The organism is Kitasatospora xanthocidica (assembly GCF_014656195.1).
In the GTDB taxonomy this organism is placed as follows: Bacteria; Actinomycetota; Actinomycetes; order Streptomycetales; family Streptomycetaceae; genus Kitasatospora; species Kitasatospora xanthocidica.
Map to the genome: position 1 here is coordinate 9,375 of NZ_BNBY01000018.1, position 21,109 is coordinate 30,483.

A 21,109-nucleotide genomic window follows, 5' to 3' on the forward strand; every position below is an offset into this window, starting at 1 on the left:
GGCCCGCGTGGCGGCCTCGTACATGTCCGCCCCGCCGAGCAGCTGCAACCCCGACCAGAGCCACCCCACCAGGGCACCCAGGCCCCTCAGAACCGTCCACAGAGCGATCAACGCCCGCCTCCTGTCGGCCGTCCCGTCCAGCGCGGGGGCGGCCAGTGTTTCCGGACCGCTTCAAGCCGTCCTGGAGGATGCGGCGACTTTCCGGCGCCGGTGCGCCGCCCTCACACCGCGTCGGGCACCTTGCCGATCAGCCGGCGCACGCTGTTGTCGCCGCCGAGATGCGGGAAGTGGGCCATCGCCGCGTCGCACAGCCGCAGGAGGTACTGCTTCTTCCCGGTCGCCGGCAGCCGGTGGAACTCGAAGCTCGGCCCCGCGTGCACGACCATCGGCAGGGAGCCGGGTGCACCTGGAGGGCGGCCATGGTCTCCGCCAGGGTGACGAGGATGCCCTGCATGGCCGACATGAAGGTCCGCTCGTAGTGGTAGCGCGGGCTGGTGGCGCCCGGCTTCACGTCGCCGCGCGGGGTCCGGTAGATGACGTCGAGCATGTGCAGCACATAGCAGTACACCGCGTTGAAGAGGGTGTTGATGCTGGTGGCCGCCTCGTCCTCGCCGTACAGGCCGGCCTTCGGATCCGTGGGCAGCGGCCGGACCGGGCCGATCGGTTCGACGCCGTCCGCGATCCGCTTGAACTTGATGTAGTGCGGCATCTCGTCCAGGCCGGGGAGTCCACGCATCGCCTCCAGCAACCGCAGCCGGTAGCCCCGGCGGTAGACCTCCAGGCACTGATATGGCGTCAATTTCGCCGCAGGATCGAGCAGTTCGTTGGCTTCCCGGACGATCCCGGCCGACTGCCCGGCCGACTGCCCGGCCAGGATCGCCCGTTGGAGCCGGCGCTGCGCCTCACCCGGCGCCGCCCCGCTAGCCACGGACCACCGCGCCCGCAGCCGCGCCCGCAGCCGTGCCCGCAGCCGCGCGCTGTCGCGCCTTGTCCAGCTCGGCGAGCAGGTCCGGCAACAGCGGGATGCGGTCGTCCCATTCGAGCAGGGTCGGCTGCGGACCGGTCAGCGAGGTCGCCAAGGTGTAGAGCTCCCACACGGGTTGGGCGACCGGCCGGTCGTGGGTGTCGATGACGTGGGTGCCCAGATCGGTGTGGCCGTGCACCCGGCTCTCGTTGATCGGACTGGCGCAGCTGCCGTTCCAGCGGCAGTTCTGGTCGCCCGGCACGGCCTGCTCCGCGTCCGACCCCGAGTAGCCGCAACCACCCTGCGCACGGCACTCGTTGGCGCCGTGACAGACGTGGAACACGGTGGCGCACTCGCCCATGCCGGCCATCTCGCCCGACGTGTCGCGGCCGTGGCCCTTGCACGCGTTCAGCCCCATGCAGACGTGCAGTTCCACCGCCTCCTGCAGCTCGGCGGGCTCGGTGCGCGCTGCCTCGTGTCGCCGCGTGCTGCTCCGAGGTGCGGCCGTGTCACATTCCCGCGCCGGGAGGGGTCAAGGCCTGTGAACCCGTCAGCCATCACCGACCCGAGGAAGCCACCGATGCCCGCAAGGACCCGCCACCCGCTCACCCGCGCCGCGTCCGTCGCCGCCCTGACCGCACTCTCGATCGCCGCCTCCGCCCTCCCCGCCGCGGCCGCCCCCGCCACCACCGTCGCCACGCACCCGCAGCGCTGGTCGGGCGCGTGGTCCGCCCCGATGATGCGGCCCTCCGCCGCGCCCTGGTTCGCGACCTGGGCCGTAGCGGGCTTCGACCACCAGTCGGTGCGGCAGGTGGTGCGGCTCAGCGCGGGCGGCTCCCGGGTCCGGTTCCGGCTCTCCAACGCCTACGGCACCACCCCGCTGCGGCTGACCGGCGCCGACGTCGGCCGGGCCGCCGACGGCGCGGCCGTCCTCCCCGGCACGCTGCGCCCGCTGCGCTTCGACCACCGCGACTCGGTCACCGTGCCGCCCGGCGGAGAGGTCCTCAGCGACCCGGTCGCGCTCCCGGTGGCCGCCCTCGACCGCCTGGCGCTGACCCTCTACTTCGACGGCCCCACCGGCCCCGCCACCTACCACCAGGTCTCCATGACCACGACCTACCGCGCCGACGGCGACCACCGCGGCGACCCCGGCCCGGCCGCGTTCACCGACGCCGTCCGACCCGGCTTCGGCTCCTGGTACTACCTGGACGGCATCGAGGTCACCGGCGGACGGCCGGCCGGGAAGGCCGTGGTGGCCTTCGGCGAGTCCACCACGGACGGCTTCGGCGCCACCGTCGACGGCGACGACCGCTACCCCGACCTGCTCGCCGAACGGCTGACCGCCGCCGGCCTGCCCCACCCCGTGCTCAACGCCGGCATCGGCTCCAACAAGCTGCTCGCCGACTCCGCCTGCGCCGGGGACAGCGCCCTGTCCCGCTTCCGGCGCGACGTGCTCGACCAGCCGAACGTCGGCACGGTGATCGTCTCCCACGGCATGAACGACATCCTCCGCACCGGCGACCAGATCTGCGGCGTCGACCGCGACGACCCGCCCGTCACCCTCCAGCGACTGATCGACGCCCACCGCGCCCTCGTCCGCGCCGCCCACGCCCGCGGCGTCAAGGCCGTCGGCGCCACCCTGATGCCCTTCGGCGGCGCCCCCTTCTGGACCCCCGAGGCCGACCGGCTGCGCCGCGACCTCAACGACTGGATCCGCGGCTCGGGCACGTACGACGCGGTGGCCGACTTCGACCGGGCGATCGACCCCGACGGCACCGGCGCCATCCCGGACGGCTACCACAGCGGCGACCACCTCCACCCCAGCCCCCTCGGCTACCGGGCCGTCGCCGACAGCATCGACCTCGACGCCCTGAGCTGAACCGGGCCGGCCCGACGGCGGCCGCCCGACCCGGGAGGCGGCGGCCGCCGCGGCCCCCGATACTGGGGCCGCGACCCCCGCCCCCCGGGAGGAACCATGGACCACGGCATCGGTGTACGGCTCGACCGCCCCTCCGCCCAGGCGGTGGAGGCGGTCACCGCGGCGCTCAAGGACCAGGGCTTCGGCGCCCGGTCGACCCGCGACGTCCGGTCGACCCCGCGCGAGAAGCGCGGGAAGACCCCCGGCGCCGGCGACCCCGCCCTCGACACCCTCCGCGGACGAGGGGGCCGACCATGACCGGACCCGTCGTCGTCGGCTTCGACGGCTCCCCCGAGAGCGTCGCCGCCAGCACCTGGGCCGCCCACGAGGCGCAGCGCCGCGACTGCCCGCTGGAACTCCTCCAGGCCTGGCCGTGGCCGAAACGGGACGCCGCGGGCGGCGCGGGCACCCGCCAGCGCTCCGTCGAACTGCTCTCCGCCCGCGAAGCCGAACTGCGCGCCACCGTCGAGGTCCCGGTGACCTCCGTGCACGTCGCCGCCGCCCCCGCCGAAGCCCTGGAGGACGCCGCCGACCGGGCCGACCTGCTCGTGCTCGGCTCCCGCGGCCTCGGCGCCGTCCGCGGCTTCCTGGTCGGCTCGGTCAGCCAGGAGGTGCTGCGCCGGGCCGGCTGCCCGGTGGTGCTGGTCCGGGCCGGCGAGGAGGAACCGGACGGCCCCGTGCTGGTCGGCCTCGACCTCGCCCACCCGATGGACGACGTCCTCGCCTTCGCCTTCGAGGCCGCCGCCCGGCGCTCCGCCCCGCTGCGCGCCGTCCACGTCTGGTCGCCGCCGGTCGGCAGCGAGTACATGGCCTTCGACGCCATCGGCGGCCTGCAGACCGAACTCTCCTCCGTCGAGCGGACCCGCTTCACCGACCTCCTGGCCCCCTGGCTCGCCCGCCGCCCCGAAGTCGACGTGACCACCGACCTGATCCGCGGCAGCGCCACCGTCACCCTCGTCGACGCCGCCGCGGACGCCCGCCTGCTCGTCCTCGGCCGCCGCGTCCGCCGCACCCTCCTCGGCACCCACCTGGGCCCCGTCGCCCACGCCGCCATCCACCACGTCCACTGCCCCGTCGCCCTCGTCCCCCACGACTGACCCCACACCGGCCCCACCACGCCGGACGCACCCGGCCCGCTTCGGGCCCGCCTGCCCCACCATCCCTTGAGCCCGCCACAGCCTCGGGCCCCGCCCCTCCCGGCCCGCCTGCCCCCACCACCTCCCCGCCTCGGCCTCGGCCCCGCCCCGCCTCGGGCCCGCCACGGCTACGCGCCCACCCCCCTCCCTGGGCCCGCCCCAGCCTCGGGCCCTGTCCCTCCCGGCCCGCCTGCCCTCGCCCCGGCCTCGGCCCCACCCCTCCTCGGGCCCCCGCGGCCACCCACCCCCTCCCGGCCCGTCTGCCCCACCCCTCATTGAGCCCGCCACAGCCTCGGGCCCCGCCCCGCCTTGGGCCCACCCCCTTCCAGCCCCGCCTGCCGCGCCCCGCCCCTCACCAGCGCCCGCCCCGGAACCCCGTCGGCGGTTCGCGTGGCCGGAGTGGGGCTCACCCGGACAGACTGGCCGGGATGCCTCCGGCGGCGGGAGTGCGCAGGCTGCTGGCACGGACCGGGCCGCGCGGCGGCGACCGGCGGGGGACACGGCTCAGGGAGGACGACATCGACGGAACGCGGCAGGCCGGTCCGGCGGGCGGCGGGTCCGCGCGGGTGCTCGCGCGGTGCGCGCTGCTGGCGGCGGCCGGCGCCGTGGTGGTGCTGCTGCTCGCGCTGGGCGACGGGGGCCTGGAAGTGGTGGTGTTCGGCTTCCTGGAGCTGGTGGTCTGGGCGGCCGGTGTCTGGTGGTTCCTGGCGCACCACGGTCCGGTGCGACTGATCGGGGCGTTCCTCGCGGTCGCGGCGCCCGTCGGCGTCCTGGTGCTGTTCGCCCGCCACGACCTGTGGCCGACGGCGCTGCTGCTGGTGTTCTGCTGGGGCGCGGCCCTGGCCCTGGGCCGGGCGGCGCTGCGCCGGGCGCGTCCGGCCAGGGCGGAACGGACGGCCTCCGCGCCGCGGCCCCGACAGCCGGTGCTGATCATGAACCCGAAGTCCGGCGGCGGGAAGGTCGGCCGTTTCGGGCTGGTCGAGCGGGCGGAGCGGCTCGGTGCCCGGGTGGTGCTGCTCGACCCGGAGGCGCCCGCCGATGTCGCCGAGCTCGCCCGCGAGGCGGTGGCCGACGGCGCGGACCTGCTCGGTGTCGCGGGCGGCGACGGCACGCAGGCCCTGGTCGCGGCGGTCGCGGCCGAGCACGGTCTGCCGTTCCTGGTGGTCTCCGCCGGCACCCGCAACCACTTCGCGATGGACCTCGGCCTCGACCGGGACGACCCTTCGCGCTGCCTGGACGCGTTGACCGACGGCGAGGAGCTGCGGGTCGACCTCGGCGAGGTCGCGGGCCGGGCCTTCGTCAACACCGTGTCCTTCGGGGTGTACGCGGACATCGTGCAGCGCCCCGAGTACCGCGACGACAAGGCGGGCACCATGCTCAACCTCCTGCCGGACCTGCTGGTCGGCGAGGGGGTGCGGCGGGTCGACGCCACGGTCGACGGCACCGCGCCCGCCTCGCTCTCGGCCCAGCAGGCGCTACTGGTCAGCAACAATCCGTACGGCTCCCCCGACGGCCTGGACGGCGGTGGCCGCCGGCCTCGGCTCGACAGCGGTGAACTGGGCGTGCTGGGCGTCCGGGTGGAGGGTGCGGCGCAGGCCGCGGACCTGGCCGTCCGGGGCTCGCAGTCGACCGGGCTGACCGTGCTGACCGCGCGGCGGGTCGAGGTGGCGTCCGGGGAGCGGGAGATCGCGGTGGCCGTGGACGGCGAGGCGTTGCGGATGCCCACACCGGTGGTCTGCACGATGCGCCCGGGGGCGCTGCGGGTGCTGGTGCCGCGCGACCGGCCTGGCGTCGCGTCGGCCACGCCCCGGGTGGACTGGCGGCAGCTGGCCACGCTGGCCTTCGGCCGCGGCGGACCGGAGCCGGCCGAGCGGGAGTCGACCGAACGGGAGCCGGCCGAGCGGGAGCCCGGGGGGCGGACCCGTGGCTGAGCGGAACATCCCCCCGGCGGGCGTCCTCGCCGATCTGCGGGCGGTCGACGGGGCGCTGTACGCGGCCGTGGCCGCCACCCCCACCCCGGCCCTGGACCCGGCCTTGCGCCGGCTGTCCCGCGCGGCCGACCGCTCGAAGATCTCGCTGACCGTCGCCGCGGGCCTGGCCCTGGTGCCCGGTCGGCCCCGGGAGGCGGCGGTGGTCGGGGTCACGGCCGTCGCGCTGGCCTCGGTGGCGGCGAACCTGTTCGGCAAGCGGATGGTCCACCGACGCAGGCCGGACCGGGAGCGTGCCCGGGTGATCGTGGCGCGGCAGGTGCCGATGCCGGAGTCGGCGTCCTTCCCGTCGGGGCACACGGCGTCGGCGACGGCCTTCGCGACGGCCGTCGGCGTGGTGCTGCCCGTGGCGGCGGTGCCGCTCGGGGCGCTGGCGGTGGCGGTCGGCTACTCCCGGGTCCACACGGGCGTGCACTACCCGGGCGATGTCGCGGCGGGCGCGGTCCTCGGTTTCGCGGCGGCGGTCGCGGCCCTGGCCGTCGTGCACGTTCCGCTGCGGCTCGCCGGCCGGTGAACGGCCCGGTGAACGGCCCGGCGGGCGGTTCGGTGCTCTCCCCGCGCGTCGGCCGGTACGGTCAGCCGCCGAGCGGTGCGGGCAGCGGCCGGGAGTGCAGGATGTCCAGCCGCGAGACGGCCCGGGTCACCACGACGTAGAGCCGGTGGAGGCCGCGCGGTTCGGCTTCGACGATCTCGGCCGGCTCCAGGACGACCACGTGGTCGTACTCCAGCCCCTTGACGAGCGTGGCGGGCAGCACGCTCACCCGGGCCGTGGTGCCGACCTGCTCGGCCGTGGCCGTCTCGATGCCGGCGGCGCGCAGGGCCTCGGTGGTCCGCGCCACCGTGCCGTCCGCCGTGATCACCGCGATCGAGCCCTCGCGCTCCAACGCCGCCCGCACCGCCGCCACCGCGGCGCCGCCCAGGCCCGCCGGGCCTCCCACCTCGCCGCCCCCGTCGCCACCGCCGTCCGGCCCCGCCCCGTCGACCCGCCGCACCGTCAACTCGCCGTCCCTTCGCAGCGAGACGGCCTGCGGCACGTCCACGTCCAGCGCCCCGAGCACCGTGTTCGCGAGCGCCATCACCGCGGCCGGGACGCGGAAGCCGGTGGTCAGCGGCACCACGGCGGCTTCCGGCTTGCCGAGGTGGGCGAGCTGCTCGGGCCAGCTGCGGGCGGCCCACGGCGCGGTGGCCTGGGCGAGGTCGCCGAGGACGGTGAGGGAGCCGAAGGCGCTGCGCCGGGCGATCGCCCGGCACTGCATCGGGGAGAGGTCCTGCGCCTCGTCGACGACGACGTGGCCGAAGCCGGCCGGGCGCTCGATCAGGCCGGCCACCTCGTCGAGGAGCATCAGGTCGTGCTCGGACCACTTCGCGCTCTTCTCCGAGCGCGGCGGCCGGCGCCACAGGACCGCCGCCTGCTCCTCGGAGCTCAGCACCCCGTCGGCGGCCTCGGCGAGCACGGCGGGGTCGCCGAGCAGCGCGGTGACCACCGCTTCGGGCCGCAGGGTGGGCCAGGCGGCTTCCAGGAAGGCCGCGACCGGTTTGCAGCGGCCGGTCTTCCGCGTCCAGGCGCCGGGCATCACGCCGGCCCGCCGCTCGGCCTGGTCCTGCAGCACGGCGACCACGCGGGTGCGCAGGCTCTCCCGTCCGACCGCGTACGGGGGCGCCTGCTCGCGCAGTTCGGCGACCAGCCGGTCGAGCCGGTCCGGCGACACCCGCCAGCGGTAGGAGCCGTCGGGCACGACGAGCGGCTCCGAGCCTTCCGCCCTGATCCGCCCGTAGAGCGCCCGGCGCAGCACGGTCGCCATCCGCGCGTCCTGTTTGACAGCGGCGGCCCGGTCGTCGTCGGTCGCGGTGACCGGCCGGCCGGCGACGAGGTCCTCGACGGTGCACTGGGTGACGTCGATCTCGCCGAGCGCGGGCAGGACTTCGGCGATGTAGCGGAGGAAGGTCCGGTTGGGGCCGATCACCAGCAGGCCGCCGCGCCGGATCCGCTGCGGGAAGCTGTAGAGCAGGTACGCGGCACGGTGCAGGCCGACGGCGGTCTTGCCGCTGCCGGGCGCGCCCTGCACGCAGACGGACTCACTCAGCCCGCCCCGCACCAGCTCGTCCTGCTCGGGCTGGATGGTGGCGACGATGTCCCGCATCGGGCCGGTCCGCGGCCGTTCGATCTCGGCGGCGAGGATGCCGCCCGGGCCGCTCCCGCCCCGACCGCCGCCCGCCGCGCCTTCCCCGGGGCCGGCGTCCGGTCCGGCCCCGGCGGCGGCCCCGGCACCGTCGAGGGACTCGTCCTCCAGTCCGGTGAGCTCCTCGGGCCGGCCGAGGCTCCACGGCGCCCAGCCGAACCGGCGGCGGCGCGCGAGCCCGTGCGGGGCGTGGGCGCTCGCCTGGTAGAACGCCCGGGAGACCGGGGCCCGCCAGTCGACGACCAGCGGCGGCACCGTCGGGTCCTCGGAGATCCGCTGGCGGCCCACGTAGTAGCGCTGCCGTCGGTGGTCCCCGGCCTCGGCCGTGTCGGCGAAGTCGAGCCGGCCGAAGAAGGACGGGCTCTCCGGCAGCTCCTTCATCCGCTTGGCGCGCGTGCGCAGGTACCGGCCGAGCGCCTCCGCGCTGGCGCCGTCGCCGGAGACGTCCGCTCCGGCGACGACCTGGTGGCCCGCGTCCTCGACCTGCCGGGCCATCGCCGCCCGGCAGGTCTCGACGTAGGTCCGCTCCCGGCGCAGCTCGTCGTCGAGCGGCCGGGCTTCCGGCACCGCCTGATGGGCTTCCGAGGTCATCGTCCGCATCCCCTCTCCTCGCAACGGGATCGCCTGTGGCTCACCATCCAGCATAACTGAACCAAGTAAAACATCTAACTCAGTTACGCTTTCTGGATGGCGCCGGCCGCCGAGAGGGAAGCGGACCCGTCGATTCAGGACACCAGGGGCGCCTCCGCCAGCTCGGTCAGCGTCACGGTGCAGAGCCCGCCGCGCTCCGCCCGGACGTCCGTGACCTCCAGCTGCGTGCCCGGCAGCAGGATGAACTCCTCCTCGCCGGTGAACGCCGAGAACTTCTGGATGCCCGCGGCCCGGGCGGGGCGCACCTCGAAGAGCGTCCGCTTGCCCCGGCTGCCGAGGAAGCCCTGCGCCACCCCGAGCTTGGAGGTGCAGGAGGACACGCCCCACCACGTCACCGTCCGGCCGAGCGGGTACTGCCGGCGCAGGTCCAGCGAGACGCCGCGCCAGAGCGGCTCGGTGCGGACGGGCAGCCGCGACACCGCCGCGAACAGCAGCCGCAGGTACGGGAGGTAGGGCACCAGCCGGGCGCGGTCGGGCGATCGCAGGACGGCGTTGATCTCCCGGTAGAACGCCGACTCGCAGGTGTACAGGTACAGCGCGGCGATCTCGTCGGCGGACAGCGCGCCGGCCGCCTCGTCCGCCCGCCGCTTGCCGAACTCGTGCGACAGCGTGACGTGCCGGTCCAGCCCGCGCAGCACCTCGGCGACCGGGGCCGCGGCCTCCCGGAAGCCCATCAGCGGGGTGTCGAACACACCGGTGATGGCGGGCAGGACGAGACCCTCGTCCTTCACGCTCGCGAGGCGGTCCAGGTAGAGCTGGTGCAGCTCCATGGTGGAGGCGATGAAGGCGCCCATCCGCTCGGCGACCCCGCCGTCCGCCGCGCCGCCCCCGTCGGCCTTCGCGTTCCACCCGGCGCTGGGCAGCCAGTCGACCTCCTCGGCACCGAGCGCGGTGAGGGCCGAGTTCACCGTCGCGAAGTGCTCGCCGTCGCAGAAGATGTCGCCCTGGGCCGCCGGGTTGGCGTGGTCGATGTGCCGGACCTCGACCCCGGGGTACTTCTTCTGCAGCCGCAGCACGACGTTCTTCAGGCTGCGCGCGTGCGCGCCCCACCACGCGAAGACCACGTAGCGGTCCTCCTCGGCGGCCTGCTCCTTGGCCCGGAGGATCTCCTCGACGATCCGCTCGGCCACCGGCCGCCAGAACGCGGTGTGCTGGTCCGGCCCCATCGCGCCGTCACTGCTGGCGGTCAGCGCCGCGTTCAGGAGCAGCACGCCCTGGGTGAGCATCGCCTGGAACCACTCCGGCGGCTGGACCGTCTCCCGCTCCTTCAGCAGCGCCCGTATGTCGGCGATCGGCGTCTTCTTGGGGATGCCGTACTTCCACATCGCCGCCGCCTTGATGATGCAGCGGATGCTGACCACCCGGCCGAACTTGCTGTCCTTCCAGTCGTGGAAGGTGTTGTCGAACATCGCGATGCCGGTGGCGCTCTCCGGCCGCGGGTACGGGTTCTGGCCGAACACCACGACCTTCCACTTGTCCGGGGCGTGCGGCTTGAGCGCCTGGAAGGTCAGCTCGCGGACGGGGACGACGTCCGGGCCGCGGCCGGGGCCGATGAACGAGGCCGCGCCGGGCTGGGCCTCGATGACCGGCTTCAGCAGCGGCAGCCACGGCTCGCCGCCGCCCGCGAACAGCTCCGTGAGGGCGAGCGGGTCGTTCGGGTCGGGCTGGGTGGAGGGAGTGTCGACAGCGCTCATGGTGGTGCCCCAAGGTGAGAGGCGGCCCGACTGGTCGGGACCGTACGAATGGCAGACGAATGGCAACGGATGACGGACGGAGAGCAGGCGGAACGCAGGTGACGAACCGTCAGCTCCCCTGCCGGACACCACAGTCCTACCAGGCAGGACTGACAATCCGGCCCGCTCCGACGGTCCGCGCGGGACCCGGACGGATTGTCAGTGGCCCCCGCTAGCTTCGTCGGTGTCAGCAGGAACCGCACCGACCGACAGGAGCCCCGCCATGACCACGGACCGCGCGCACTCGCCGCTCAAGGTCGTGTTGACCGACCTCAACGCCACGGTGGTCGAGTCCTGGCGGGCGGCCTTCGCCGACACCCCCGGGGTGGAGATCCGGCACGCCTCGATCCTCACCGCCGAGGTCGACGCCTGGGTCAGCCCCACCAACGCCCGCGGCCGGATGGACGGCGGGACGGACGCGGCGATCAAGCGCCACCTGGGCGCCGGGATCCAGCTGCGGGTGCAGAAGGCGATCCGCGACGGGCACGCCGGCTCGCTCCCGGTCGGCAGCGCGGTGTGCGTCCGGTCCGGCGCCGTCAACCCGACGTTCCTGATCTCGGCCCCGACGATGCGGACCTCCTCGCAGAACGTGAGCGAGACCTTGAACGTGGCACTGGCCTGCGCCGCCGCGTTCCAGGCGGTCCACCGGCAGAACGCGCTCGAGCCGGGCTCCATCCGCTCCGTCGCCCTGGTCGGCATGGGCGCCCAGACCGGCCGGGTGCCGGCCCGGGTCTGCGCCAACCTGATGTGGTCGGGCCTCACCCTCTTCGACGACCACCACTTCGAGGACGACGACGACCTGCGCGCCACCATCCTGGCCCAGCTGGACGACATCGAGCGGGCGCCCGCCACCGAGCGGGTCCGCATCTCCCCGCCCGCCCGCCGGAGTTCGCCGACCCGCCGGGCCTGACGACCGACCACGGCCCGCCCCGGGGCGCATCACCGCGCCGTCCCGGGCGGCACTGCGCCCGCTCGGTGGGCGGCACGCTCCCGCCGACCGGGGCCGCCCGCGCGATCGAGGCGCCGGAGCGCGAGGACGGCGAGGAGGGCGACCCGATCCGCCTCCTGCCGCAGCCCTGACAAACCTCCCCCGAGCCCACCCGGGCGGGTGTTGAATGGCCTTTCTGCAAACCATTTCAGCCACCTGTTGCCACCGGCTGGAACATCGGAAGGACGGCCTCCCATGCACCCGCCCCGCGACATCGCCTGGCACGAGGGCAGTTGGCTCAACCAGCCCGAGCGGGCGCGGACCGACGGCACCGACCTCCTGGTCACCGCCCGCGGCCGCAGCGATTTCTGGCGTACCACCAGCTACGGCTTCGTCCGCGACGACGGGCACGCGCTGCTCACCGCCTTCCCGGTCGGCAGCGCGACCGAGGTCACCTTCGTCGCCGACTTCGCCGCCCTGTACGACCAGGCCGGCCTGCTGATCCGGGTCGACCCGCAGACCTGGATCAAGGCCGGGGTCGAGATGAGCGACGGCCTCCCCCACCTGGGCGCGGTCGTCACCCGCGGCGTCTCGGACTGGTCGCTCGCCCCCGTCCCCGAATGGCACGGCAGAGAAGTCACCGTCAGAGCCAGCCGCAGCGGGGACGCCGTGACGGTCCGCGCCCGTTGCGAGGACAGCCCCTGGCGGATGGTCCGGCTGGCCCCGCTGCCGCCCGCCGCACCGGCGGCAGCCGGACCGTTCTGCGCCTCACCCGAACGGGACGGCCTGCAGGTCCGCTTCACCCGCTTCGCCCAGGGGCCGGCGGACATGACGCTGCACCTGGCGGACTGACCACCGCCCAACCCCGCGCCCAACTCCGTGCTCAGCCTCCTCCGTCCACCGGAGCCGCCGCCGTGACCACCTTCCTCCTCGGTATCGACGCGGGCGGCAGCCGCACCCGCGCCGCCCTCCTCGACACCGCCGGAACCCTGCTCGGCCGGGGCGCGAGCGGCGGTGCCAACCCCGCGGGGCCGGACCAGGACGACACGGTCGCCACCCTGGCCGCCACCGCCTCGGCCGCGCTCGGTCACCGTGATCCGGCCCGGGTCGCGGCCTGTCTGATCGGCCTCGCCGGGTACCGCGCGCTGCCCGACCCGGACGGCTTCGCCCGGCGGGTCCGAACCGCGCTCGGCCTCCACTGCCCGGTCCGGCTCGTCCCGGACACCGTCCCGGCCCTGGCCTCCGGCGGCGTCACCGACGGCCGGGGCACCGTCCTGATCGCCGGCACGGGCACGATCTGCGTCCGCCTCGACGGCGACCGCACGCTCGCCCGCAGCGGCGGGCTCGGCTGGCTGCTCGGCGACGAGGGCGGCGGCTTCTGGCTCGGCCGGGAGGCGCTCCGGCACGCCCACGCCAGCCCCGACGGCCCGCTCGGCACCGCCGTCCGCACCCACTGCGCCGTCGACTCCCCCGACCGGCTGCTGCGCTGGGCCTACGCCGGCCCGCCGCGCCGGCTCGCCGACCTCGCCCCGCTGGTCACCCGACTGGCCACCGCCGGCGACACCGCCGCGCTCGCGATCGCCCGAACCGCCGCCGAGCACCTCGCCGCGCTGGTCCGCGCCACCGCCGTCACCGCCGAACCCCTGGTCCTCACCGGCTCGGTCGCCACCTCACCCGGCCCGATCCGCGGCCACCTCCTCCGTCACCTCGCCGACCTCACCCCACAGCTGCCGACCACCGACGCGGCCACCGCCGCCGCCCTGCTCGCCGGACGCCGCGCCCACCGAACCGGCTGACCACCTGCCACCGCTACTCCAGCAGGCTTCCCATGTGCCCGTCGTCGATCCGTATCGGCCAGAAGTGCGTCTCCGACGCGAAGGCCTCCGGGTCCAGCACGCGCAGCGCGTCCTCCGCCGCAGCATCCAGCAGCGCCCGCGGGTCGAAGGCCGCCCAAGGTGCCGGGTCGGGCCGGCCGTCCCACCGGCGCCGGTCGGCGCGCAGGCGCTCGTACGACCAGACCAGGTAGAGCATCGCCGAGAGGTCCTGGTGCAGGTAGGCGGCGGGGTCTCCGTCGTCGAACCAGCCCGGGAGCTCAAGGCGGCCGGTGGCACCGTCCAGCGCGACGGTGAGGTCGTACAGCCAGTCCCCCAGGGCCAGGAACTCGCCCTGGTAGGCCCGGTCGAGGTCCTCCGCGTCGCCGGGGTCCGACGGGTCCGAGTCGTCCGAGTCGTCCGAGTGGTCCGAGCGGTCCGACCGGTCCGAGCAGTCGGACCAGTCATCGGGCTCATAGTCCTCCGGGAAGGTCTCCGCCATCGTCCGCAGCGGCCCCGCCGGATCGACCCGCAACACTCCCCGCGCGGAAACCGGCAGGCCGATCCCGGTGAGCAGCCGCCGGGTCGGGAGGTGGTCGAGCACCGCCGGCAGGTCGTCCTCGTGGAAGCGTCGGACGGTGCCCTCGGTGAGCGCCGCGAGTTCCTCGACCAGGGACGCGTCGATGGTGTACCGCAGGCCGCCGGGCTCGCCCTCCAGTGCTCCCCAGGCGAGCGCCCGGACCCGCATCGCCGTCTCCCAGTGCGCCGGCCGGCCGTCCGTCCGCCGGAACAGCTCCGGATCGGCCCGGTGCATCCGCTCCAGGGAGATCCTGGCGGCCTCGGCGACCGCCCCCGGCCCGCGCCGCTCGAACTCCTCCCGCGACCCGCCCTCCTCGCCTTCCCCGTCCTCCTCGTCATCCTCCGCGTCGTCCTCATCCGCCTCGTACGGCTCGGCGGCGCCGGCCGTGACGGCCTCGACCTCGATCATCAGCGCGACCAGGGACTCCAGACCACTGGCCAGCAAGTCCCGCCGCAGGGCCCCGTCCTTGTCCAGGCAGGCCAGGTAGATCTCCCCGGAGGCCCCGTCGAGCAGCACGTCCGCGAGGTTGTGGCCGAACGGGTCCTCGTAGCGCGCCTCGCCCAGCACGATCAGGCCTTCGGCCACCTCGCCGTCCCGGAGCCCGTCGTACCAGGTGGCGGCCGTCCGCAGGGGCTCGTACCAGGACGCCTCCAGGTCCAGGTGCGCGAACGAGCGGGGCAGGCCCCCGGCGGCCAGCCGCTCACGGCTCGGCCCGTGGGTGAGCCCGGCGGGCAGTTCCCTGATCAGCGTCGTCTCCACGCCTGTCTCGTCCACCGCTGTCTCGTCCACCGCGCCCCTCCTCCCCCGCCGATCCGACGGACGGTCCTGCTCCGACGCGACCGACCATAACCGACACCACTGACAACCGGCCCGGACGCCGGGTACCGCCTCCCCCGACGCACCGTCAAGTCCTCACCATCCCGACGGAAAATGGCATGCACGCCACTAGCCAACCGTCCAGTAGCGCCCCTACCGTCGACTCCCCGTGGCTTCCGTGGCTTCGACGGAGGAGTCCGCCTTGCGCCTACGCCCCCACCCCCTCCGACGCCCCCTCCATTTCCGGGCGGCCGCCGCCCTCGCGTCGGCCCTGCTCATCACCGCCGCCCTGACCACCACCCCGACCGCGACCGCCGCCCCCACCGCGACGAACACCGCGCCGAACACCGCGAGCACCGCAACGACCACCGCCGCCGGCGACTACTGCGGCGGCCACTGCGCCGACATCCTGCCGCCCGGCGAGAACGGCAACGCCACCCTCGCCGACATCCTGCTCAACCGGATGTTCGGCACCCGCCCCGCCCACACCGACGACCAGCTCGGCCCGTACGCCGCGCTCGCCTCCGGCTACCCGGGCCTCACCGACGCCAAGCTGCGCGACTTCTTCAACGACGCCTCCTTCGGCGTCCCCGCCGACCAGGTCGCCAGCACCACCAGCCCGCGCCCGGACGTCACCATCGTGCGCGACAAGGCCAGCGGCGTCCCGCACATCACCGGCACCACCCGCTACGGCACCGAGTTCGGCGCGGGCTACGCCGCCGCCCAGGACCGCCTCTGGGTGATGGACCTCTTCCGGCACGTCGGGCGCGGCCAGCTCTCCGGCTTCGCGGGCGGCGCCGCCGCCAACCGCCAGCTGGAGCAGAGTTTCTGGCAGGCCGCGCCGTACACCGAGGCGGAGCTGCAGCAGCAGATCGACGCCATCGCCGCCCGCGGCGGCCGGGCCACCCAGGCGCTCGCCGACGCCACCGCCTACCTGGACGGCATCAACCAGTACGCCAAGGAGTCCTACAACGCCCGTACCTTCCCCGGCGAGTACGACCTGACCGGGCACATCGACCCGATCACCAACGCCGGTTCGATCGAGCCGTTCAAGCTGACCGACCTGGTCGCCCTCGCCTCCGTGGTCGGCGCCCTGTTCGGTTCCGGCGGCGGCAACGAACTCTCCTCCGCCCAGGTCAAGTCGGCCGCCGAGGCCCGCTACGGCAAGGACGCCGGAGACGCGCTCTGGAAGTCGCTGCGCGAGGCCGACGACCCGGAGGCCGTCCAGACCCTGCACGACGGGCAGACCTTCCCGTACGCGACCGTGCCCGACCAGCCGCGGGGCGAGGCGCTGCCCGACCCCGGCTCGGTGGTGCCCGAACGGATGGTCTACGACGCCACCGGCTCGGCCGGCACCGCCGCCACCAAGGCCGACGGCGTCCTGCCCGGCAACCTGCTCACCGCCAAGCACGGCATGTCCAACGCCCTGCTGGTGTCCGGCGCGCACACCGACGACGGCCACCCGGTGGCCGTGTTCGGCCCGCAGACCGGCTACTTCGCCCCGCAGCTGCTGATGCTGGAGGAGATCCAGGGCCCCGGGATCAGCGCGCGCGGCGCGGCCTTCGCCGGCCTGAGCTTCTACGTGCAGCTCGGCCGAGGCCAGGACTACGCCTGGAGCGCCACCTCCGCCGGGCAGGACATCACCGACAGCTACGCCGTCCCGCTCTGCACCACCGACGGCTCACCGGTCACCACGGCCGCGAACGCCTACCTCTGGCACGGCCAGTGCCTGCCCTTCGACCGGCTGGAACGCAAGAACGCGTGGAGCCCCACCACCGCCGACTCCACCGCGGCCGGCTCCTACACCCTGGTGATGTACCGCTCGAAGTACGGCCTGGTCACCGCCCGCGGCACGGTCGGCGGCGCGCCCGTCGCCTTCACCTCGCTGCGCTCCACCTACCGCCACGAGGCCGACTCCATCATCGGTTTCCAGGAGCTCAACGACCCCGGCGCGGTGCACGACGCGGCGAGCTTCCAGCGGGCCGCGCAGGACGTCAACTACACCTTCAACTGGTTCTACGCCGACTCCCGCGACATCGCGTACTACAACTCCGGCAGCAACCCGGTGCGGGCCCCCGGGGTCGACGCCGGCCTGCCGGTGCTCGCCCAACCCGCCTACGAGTGGGCCGAGTTCGACCCCGTCGCGAACACCGCCCGGTACACCCCGGCGGCCGAGCACCCGCAGTCCGTCGGCCAGGACTACTACATCTCCTGGAACAACAAGCAGGCGAACGGCTACACCTCGGCCGGCTTCGGCAACGGCTCGGTGCACCGCGGCAACCTGCTCGACGACCGGGTCAAGGCGCTGCTGCGCGGCGGCGGCAAGATCAGCCGGGTCGCGCTCACCCAGGCCATGGAGAGCGCCGCCCTGGCCGACCTGCGGGCCGAGGACGTGCTGCCCGAACTGATCCGGGTACTGCGCAGCGCGCCCGTCACCGACCCCGCCGCCCTCACCGCCCTTCAGCAGCTGGAGACCTGGCTCGCGAACGGCGCCCAGCGGAAGGAGACCTCGGCCGGCAGCCACACCTACGCGGACGCGACCGCGATCCGGGTGACGGACGCCTGGTGGCCGTTGGTCGCCGAGGGCGTCATGCGGCCGGGCCTGGGCGACCAGCTGTTCGGCGCGCTGACCGGCGCCCTGCAGATCAACGAGTCGCCCTCGGGCGGGCAGACCGGTCCCGGCGGCGGCCCGGTGAGCGCCAACGAGGGTATCCCGCACAAGGGTTCGGCCTTCCAGTACGGCTGGTGGAGCTACCTGGACAAGGACCTCAGGTCCGTCCTCGGCGACCAGGTCAGGGGCCCGCTGGCCCGTCCGTTCTGCGGTGGCGGCGACCTCACCGCCTGCCGCGCCGTCCTGCTGGACACCCTCAAGCGCGCGGCCGCCCAGACCCCGGCCCAGGTCTACCCGGGCGACGCGGACTGCCCGGCCGGCGACCAGTGGTGCGCCGACAGCATCATCCAGCGCCCGCTGGGCGGTGTGACGGACGCCAAGACCACGTGGCAGAACCGCCCGACGTACCAGCAGGTGGTGCAGTTCCCCACCCACCGCTGAGCCGTCACCGAACCGCCCGGCAGCCCCCGCCCGATTGTCGGCGGGGGCTGCCATCATCACCGGCATGGACATAGAGACCCTGCTCCGCGACCTGGCCGAGGAGCACATCGACGAGTCCCTCGGCGAGCGCCCGGAGGAGTTCCACCGCGCCGCCGATCTGACCGTCACCTCGGGGCTGGTCTTCAGCAGCCCCGACGCGCTGGAGTGGTTCACCTGCGACGACGTGCCCATCGGCACACACCCCGTGCACGTCGGCGTGGTCCGTCGGCAGGACACCGAGAGCGGACGGGAGCTGGCGCTCGTCACCATGGCGCTGATCCCCTTCGCCGAGCCCGAGGCGATCGCCGAGGCCGAGTTCGAGGACGCCTTCGACGACTACCAGCCGCTCGGCCCCGACCTCGGCTTCCTCTGGGACGGCACCGCGATGGACGCCCTGCGCTTCGACGGCCCCCGCCCGGACGCTTTCCCGGACCTCGACGCCTTCGTGACGCACGTCGAGGCAGAGCTCGCCACCGCCGACCCGACCGGCCGGACGCCCTCCTGGGTGGACGTCACGGTGGACGAACGCACCGGCGCGAACGTGCTGGCCTTCCCGGTGAACGCCGGAGGGGCGGACTGCTACGAGGGCCGCGACGCCGAAGGCCGCCTGGTCGCCCTACTGTTCACCGCCTCGTGACCACCGCCCGCCGGGTCAGGACGGCTTCGCCGGCCCGGCGGGCGCCACTCGGGCCCTCACCCCACGCTCGTCGTCCCGCAGGTAGCCGGCCTGGTCCCGCAAGCGCCTGCCCGCCTTGAGGTACACCGTTCCGCTGTCGATCGTGGTCATCCGGTCGGAGGCGGCGTCGGCCAGCTCCACGACGGCCTCCACCAGCCCCGCCAGGGCGCCGAGCAGCGCCGCCTCCTCCGTAGCCGGCACCTTGTCCCGCCCGCCCTCGCGGGCCTTCGGCAGCGCGTTCTCACGCAGCTGCCGCCGCGCCTCGCCGACCGCTTCGACCATCGCCCGCACGCCGCTGTCCATCGCTCCCCCGGTTCCGTCCGAGTCCTCCGACCCGGTGAGTGTGCCCGTGCGCACGGGAATCACAAACCCCACCCGGTAGCATCCGAATCAGTTCTAGGCTGCTTACATGGCGACAGCAGACTCCCTCGCGACCGGACAACGCTCCCTCGGCGACCCCGACGTCGGCTACCCGCTCTGGCCCCCGCTCACCGCGGGCTGCCCCCGGACGGGGACGGAGGAGATCTCCTACCCCGTCGAGGTCGACTACGCCTACGACAAGGTCGACCCGGCGAGCCTGTTCGCCCCCGCCCCCACCCGCGGCGGCCTGGAGCGCTGGGCCCCGCTGCTGCCGCCGCTGCACGCGCCGGGCCTGGGCGAGGGCGCCACCCCGCTGGTCGAGATCGAACCCGGGGTGTACGTCAAGGACGAGTCGCGCAACCCGACCTGGAGCCACAAGGACCGGCTGAACCGCTGCACCACCAGCGCCGCCGTGGGCGCCGGCGCCCCGGGCATCGCGGTGGCCTCCTCCGGCAACCACGGCGCCTCGGCCGCCGCCTACGCCGCCCGCGCCGGCCTGCCCTGCGTGGTGTTCACCGGCCCCGACGTCCCGCCGAACGTCGACGCCTTCCTCAACGCCTACGGCGCGGTGGTGCTCCCGGTGCCATGGGAGGCCCGCTGGCCGCTGCTGCGCCAGGTGGTCGAGCGGCTGGGCCTGCACCCGGTCAGCAACCTGACCACCACCCACACCGGGCACGCCTACGGCCCCGAGGGCTACAAGACCGTCGCGTACGAGATCTACCAGGACGTCGGCGTGCCCAGCGCGGTGTTCGTCCCGACCGGGTACGGCGAACTGCTCTTCGGCGTCTGGAAGGGCTTCGCCGAGCTGCGCCGCCTGGGCCTGACCGACCGGGTGCCGCGGATCCACTCCTGCGAGGTGGCCGCCTCCGGCCCGCTGGCCCGGGCCATCGCGCTGGGCCTCCCGGCCGCCCACGTCACGGTCGGTCCGAGTGACGCCTACTCGATCGCCTCGCCGGTGAGCGGCTACCGAGGGGTGGTCGCGGTCCGGGAGAGCGGCGGCCGGGCCCTGACGCTGGACGACCGCAGCCTCGCCGAGGCCCAGCACGAGCTGTCCAGGGCGGGCCTGTGGACCGAGCTGTCCGCGGCCGCCGGCCTGGCCGGACTGCGCAGCCTCGGCGAGCCGGACCTCTCGGACGGCCCGGTGGTCTGCCTGTCGACGTCGAGCGGCTTCAAGGACCTGGGCGTCGGCACCCGCCGCACCGAACCCGTCGCCCCCGAGTGGGACGCCGTCCTCCACCGCCTGCGCGCTGCGGGGCTGGCCGCCTAGGGTCCGTCTTCGAGCCCCCGTCGTCCGCCCGCAGGCGGGGGCTCGAAGACGGGCCCTAGGGCGTGTCTGACAATTCGCGTCGGATCAGCGCGCGGCGTTGGGGTGCGTGCATCGCAAGGCGGAGGAGGGAGTCCATGCGGAGCATCGGCGACCGACGACAACGCGGCGAGGTGCGTGCCCCGGCGTCGCGCGCCCGGCGGGAATTGTCAGACACGCCCTAACCCTTCACCGCGTACCCCAGGTAGGTGACCAGTGGTCGGGCGGCCGGCGAGAGCACGAAGTCGACCAGCGGCGGGATCTCCTCGTCGGTGATCCGACCGGCGCGACGGGCCAGGACCGCCCGGACCAGGTCGAGAGGGTTCCGCGGCTTGAACTCGCGGACGTCCCGGTTGTGCAGGCCGTGCCGGGAGAGCGCGGCGGCGAGCTCGGCGGGTGGGCGCAGCCGGTCGGCGCTGTAGCGGCCGGGCGGCATGATCCGGGTCATCGGGACGGCCTGGAAGGCGCCGAGGTAGACCAGCCGGGAGAGCGGGGTACGGCTGACGGTGTCGTAGACCAGGGTGCCGCCGGGAGCGAGCACCCGGGCCGTCTGGGCGAGGACGTCGTCCAGGCGGTCGGTCACCTCCAGCGTGTCGGCACCGTAGACGAGGTCGAACTCGCCATCGCCGAACGGGAGTTCCTCGGCCCGGGCGACCAGGTCGGTGATCGCGAGGCCGTCCCGCCGGTGTGCGGCCCGGGCGTGGCCGGTAGCCACCGGGGACGGGTCCACGGCCGTCACCCGGTAGCCGGACCGGGCGAGTCCGGCGGCGATCAGGCCGCGCCCGCCGCCGACCACCAGCGCGGCCCGGCCCTCGCCGCGCGGGGCGACCTCGCCCAGGTACTCCATCCGGACGGCCTGGAACGACAGGGCGCGGATGTGCCGACCGTCGATCGCCGCCGGGGACGCCGCATCGAGCTCGATGTGCGGGGTGGTGCCCATGCCGAACTCCCTCTGGACGCGCCGGATGCATTCG

The 21,109-nt window shown here is 74.7% G+C and carries 18 protein-coding genes; 11 read left to right on the forward strand and 7 right to left on the reverse strand.

Going from position 1 to position 21,109, the window contains the following annotated elements; genetic code table 11:
- Nucleotides 1-247: 247 nt before the first annotated feature.
- Both IE332_RS26725 and IE332_RS26730 read right to left on the reverse strand, forming a co-directional pair.
- Nucleotides 248-928 carry a hypothetical protein gene (locus IE332_RS26725; RefSeq protein ID WP_189921132.1) on the reverse strand — a complete coding sequence of 227 codons (681 nt, stop codon included), beginning with the start codon at nucleotides 926-928 and terminating at the stop codon, nucleotides 248-250.
- Nucleotides 921-1,400: a multinuclear nonheme iron-dependent oxidase gene (locus IE332_RS26730; protein WP_229928933.1), complete on the reverse strand. Its 480-nt coding sequence runs from the start codon at nucleotides 1,398-1,400 to the stop codon at nucleotides 921-923. Before IE332_RS26730 ends, IE332_RS26725 begins: the two co-directional genes overlap by 8 nt.
- A 144-nt stretch (nucleotides 1,401-1,544) precedes the next feature.
- Between IE332_RS26730 and IE332_RS26735 the strand changes: the two genes are divergently transcribed.
- From IE332_RS26735 to IE332_RS26755, 5 genes are all read left to right on the forward strand, one after another.
- Nucleotides 1,545-2,843, forward strand: coding sequence for an SGNH/GDSL hydrolase family protein (locus tag IE332_RS26735; RefSeq protein ID WP_189921134.1), 1,299 nt, complete (start codon nucleotides 1,545-1,547; stop codon nucleotides 2,841-2,843).
- A gap of 96 nt (nucleotides 2,844-2,939) precedes the next feature.
- Nucleotides 2,940-3,140, forward strand: a complete 201-nt coding sequence (locus IE332_RS26740) for a DUF302 domain-containing protein (RefSeq protein ID WP_189921136.1) — start codon at nucleotides 2,940-2,942, stop codon at nucleotides 3,138-3,140.
- Complete coding sequence (locus IE332_RS26745; RefSeq protein WP_189921138.1) at nucleotides 3,137-3,979, forward strand: universal stress protein; 843 nt, start codon at nucleotides 3,137-3,139, stop codon at nucleotides 3,977-3,979. The genes IE332_RS26740 and IE332_RS26745 overlap by 4 nt, the downstream gene beginning before the upstream one ends.
- A gap of 467 nt (nucleotides 3,980-4,446) precedes the next feature.
- Nucleotides 4,447-5,949, forward strand: coding sequence for a diacylglycerol/lipid kinase family protein (locus tag IE332_RS26750; RefSeq protein WP_229928934.1), 1,503 nt, complete (start codon nucleotides 4,447-4,449; stop codon nucleotides 5,947-5,949).
- Nucleotides 5,942-6,520: a phosphatase PAP2 family protein gene (locus IE332_RS26755; RefSeq protein ID WP_229928935.1), complete on the forward strand. Its 579-nt coding sequence runs from the start codon at nucleotides 5,942-5,944 to the stop codon at nucleotides 6,518-6,520. Before IE332_RS26750 ends, IE332_RS26755 begins: the two co-directional genes overlap by 8 nt.
- A 61-nt stretch (nucleotides 6,521-6,581) precedes the next feature.
- Here the strand turns inward: IE332_RS26755 and IE332_RS26760 are convergent, their stop codons facing one another.
- Both IE332_RS26760 and IE332_RS26765 read right to left on the reverse strand, forming a co-directional pair.
- Nucleotides 6,582-8,777: a HelD family protein gene (locus IE332_RS26760; protein ID WP_189921140.1), complete on the reverse strand. Its 2,196-nt coding sequence runs from the start codon at nucleotides 8,775-8,777 to the stop codon at nucleotides 6,582-6,584.
- Nucleotides 8,778-8,911: 134 nt separating this feature from the next.
- The gene (locus IE332_RS26765; protein ID WP_189921142.1) at nucleotides 8,912-10,531 is read right to left on the reverse strand and encodes an ADP-ribosyltransferase domain-containing protein; all 1,620 of its coding nucleotides are present in this window, start codon (nucleotides 10,529-10,531) and stop codon (nucleotides 8,912-8,914) included.
- Between the two features lie 262 nt (nucleotides 10,532-10,793).
- Here IE332_RS26765 and IE332_RS26770 point away from each other — a divergent pair, with 262 nt between their 5' ends.
- The 3 genes from IE332_RS26770 to IE332_RS26780 all read left to right on the forward strand — a co-directional run bounded on the left by IE332_RS26770 (nucleotide 10,794) and on the right by IE332_RS26780 (nucleotide 13,294).
- Entirely contained in the window at nucleotides 10,794-11,480 is a 687-nt protein-coding gene (locus tag IE332_RS26770) for a macro domain-containing protein (protein WP_189921144.1), read from the forward strand.
- A 273-nt stretch (nucleotides 11,481-11,753) separates the two neighbouring features.
- On the forward strand, nucleotides 11,754-12,350 hold the full coding sequence (locus tag IE332_RS26775) for a DUF1349 domain-containing protein (RefSeq protein WP_189921146.1): 597 nt from the start codon (nucleotides 11,754-11,756) through the stop codon (nucleotides 12,348-12,350).
- A gap of 62 nt (nucleotides 12,351-12,412) precedes the next feature.
- A complete protein-coding gene (locus tag IE332_RS26780; protein ID WP_189921148.1) occupies nucleotides 12,413-13,294 on the forward strand; it encodes an N-acetylglucosamine kinase in 882 nt (293 codons plus the stop codon).
- A 13-nt stretch (nucleotides 13,295-13,307) separates the two neighbouring features.
- On the opposite strand, the gene IE332_RS26785 is transcribed toward IE332_RS26780, so the two are convergent.
- Nucleotides 13,308-14,678 (reverse strand): SUKH-4 family immunity protein, encoded by a 1,371-nt coding sequence (locus tag IE332_RS26785; RefSeq protein WP_189921150.1) that lies wholly within the window; start codon nucleotides 14,676-14,678, stop codon nucleotides 13,308-13,310.
- Between the two features lie 229 nt (nucleotides 14,679-14,907).
- Between IE332_RS26785 and IE332_RS26790 the strand changes: the two genes are divergently transcribed.
- Nucleotides 14,908-17,757 (forward strand): penicillin acylase family protein, encoded by a 2,850-nt coding sequence (locus tag IE332_RS26790; protein ID WP_189921152.1) that lies wholly within the window; start codon nucleotides 14,908-14,910, stop codon nucleotides 17,755-17,757.
- Nucleotides 17,758-17,821: 64 nt separating this feature from the next.
- Nucleotides 17,822-18,433, forward strand: coding sequence for a hypothetical protein (locus tag IE332_RS26795; RefSeq protein ID WP_189921154.1), 612 nt, complete (start codon nucleotides 17,822-17,824; stop codon nucleotides 18,431-18,433).
- Nucleotides 18,434-18,448: 15 nt separating this feature from the next.
- On the opposite strand, the gene IE332_RS26800 is transcribed toward IE332_RS26795, so the two are convergent.
- Complete coding sequence (locus IE332_RS26800) at nucleotides 18,449-18,775, reverse strand: hypothetical protein (protein WP_189921156.1); 327 nt, start codon at nucleotides 18,773-18,775, stop codon at nucleotides 18,449-18,451.
- A 106-nt stretch (nucleotides 18,776-18,881) separates the two neighbouring features.
- Between IE332_RS26800 and IE332_RS26805 the strand changes: the two genes are divergently transcribed.
- Nucleotides 18,882-20,099: a threonine synthase gene (locus IE332_RS26805; protein WP_189921158.1), complete on the forward strand. Its 1,218-nt coding sequence runs from the start codon at nucleotides 18,882-18,884 to the stop codon at nucleotides 20,097-20,099.
- 217 nt (nucleotides 20,100-20,316) lie between these two features.
- Here IE332_RS26805 and IE332_RS26810 read toward each other — a convergent pair whose 3' ends face one another.
- A complete protein-coding gene (locus IE332_RS26810) occupies nucleotides 20,317-21,075 on the reverse strand; it encodes a class I SAM-dependent methyltransferase (protein WP_189921160.1) in 759 nt (252 codons plus the stop codon).
- Between the last annotated feature and the right edge of the window lie 34 nt (nucleotides 21,076-21,109).

Coding starts and splice junctions, on each gene's coding strand:
- IE332_RS26735 (WP_189921134.1), top strand. CDS start 1,545: ATGCCCGCAAGGACCCGCCACCCGCTCACCCGCGCCGCGTCCGTCGCC.
- IE332_RS26740 (WP_189921136.1), top strand. CDS start 2,940: ATGGACCACGGCATCGGTGTACGGCTCGACCGCCCCTCCGCCCAGGCG.
- IE332_RS26745 (WP_189921138.1), top strand. CDS start 3,137: ATGACCGGACCCGTCGTCGTCGGCTTCGACGGCTCCCCCGAGAGCGTC.
- IE332_RS26750 (WP_229928934.1), top strand. CDS start 4,447: ATGCCTCCGGCGGCGGGAGTGCGCAGGCTGCTGGCACGGACCGGGCCG.
- IE332_RS26760 (WP_189921140.1), bottom strand. CDS start 8,777: ATGACCTCGGAAGCCCATCAGGCGGTGCCGGAAGCCCGGCCGCTCGAC.
- IE332_RS26765 (WP_189921142.1), bottom strand. CDS start 10,531: ATGAGCGCTGTCGACACTCCCTCCACCCAGCCCGACCCGAACGACCCG.
- IE332_RS26770 (WP_189921144.1), top strand. CDS start 10,794: ATGACCACGGACCGCGCGCACTCGCCGCTCAAGGTCGTGTTGACCGAC.
- IE332_RS26775 (WP_189921146.1), top strand. CDS start 11,754: ATGCACCCGCCCCGCGACATCGCCTGGCACGAGGGCAGTTGGCTCAAC.
- IE332_RS26795 (WP_189921154.1), top strand. CDS start 17,822: ATGGACATAGAGACCCTGCTCCGCGACCTGGCCGAGGAGCACATCGAC.
- IE332_RS26800 (WP_189921156.1), bottom strand. CDS start 18,775: ATGGACAGCGGCGTGCGGGCGATGGTCGAAGCGGTCGGCGAGGCGCGG.
- IE332_RS26805 (WP_189921158.1), top strand. CDS start 18,882: ATGGCGACAGCAGACTCCCTCGCGACCGGACAACGCTCCCTCGGCGAC.
- IE332_RS26810 (WP_189921160.1), bottom strand. CDS start 21,075: ATGGGCACCACCCCGCACATCGAGCTCGATGCGGCGTCCCCGGCGGCG.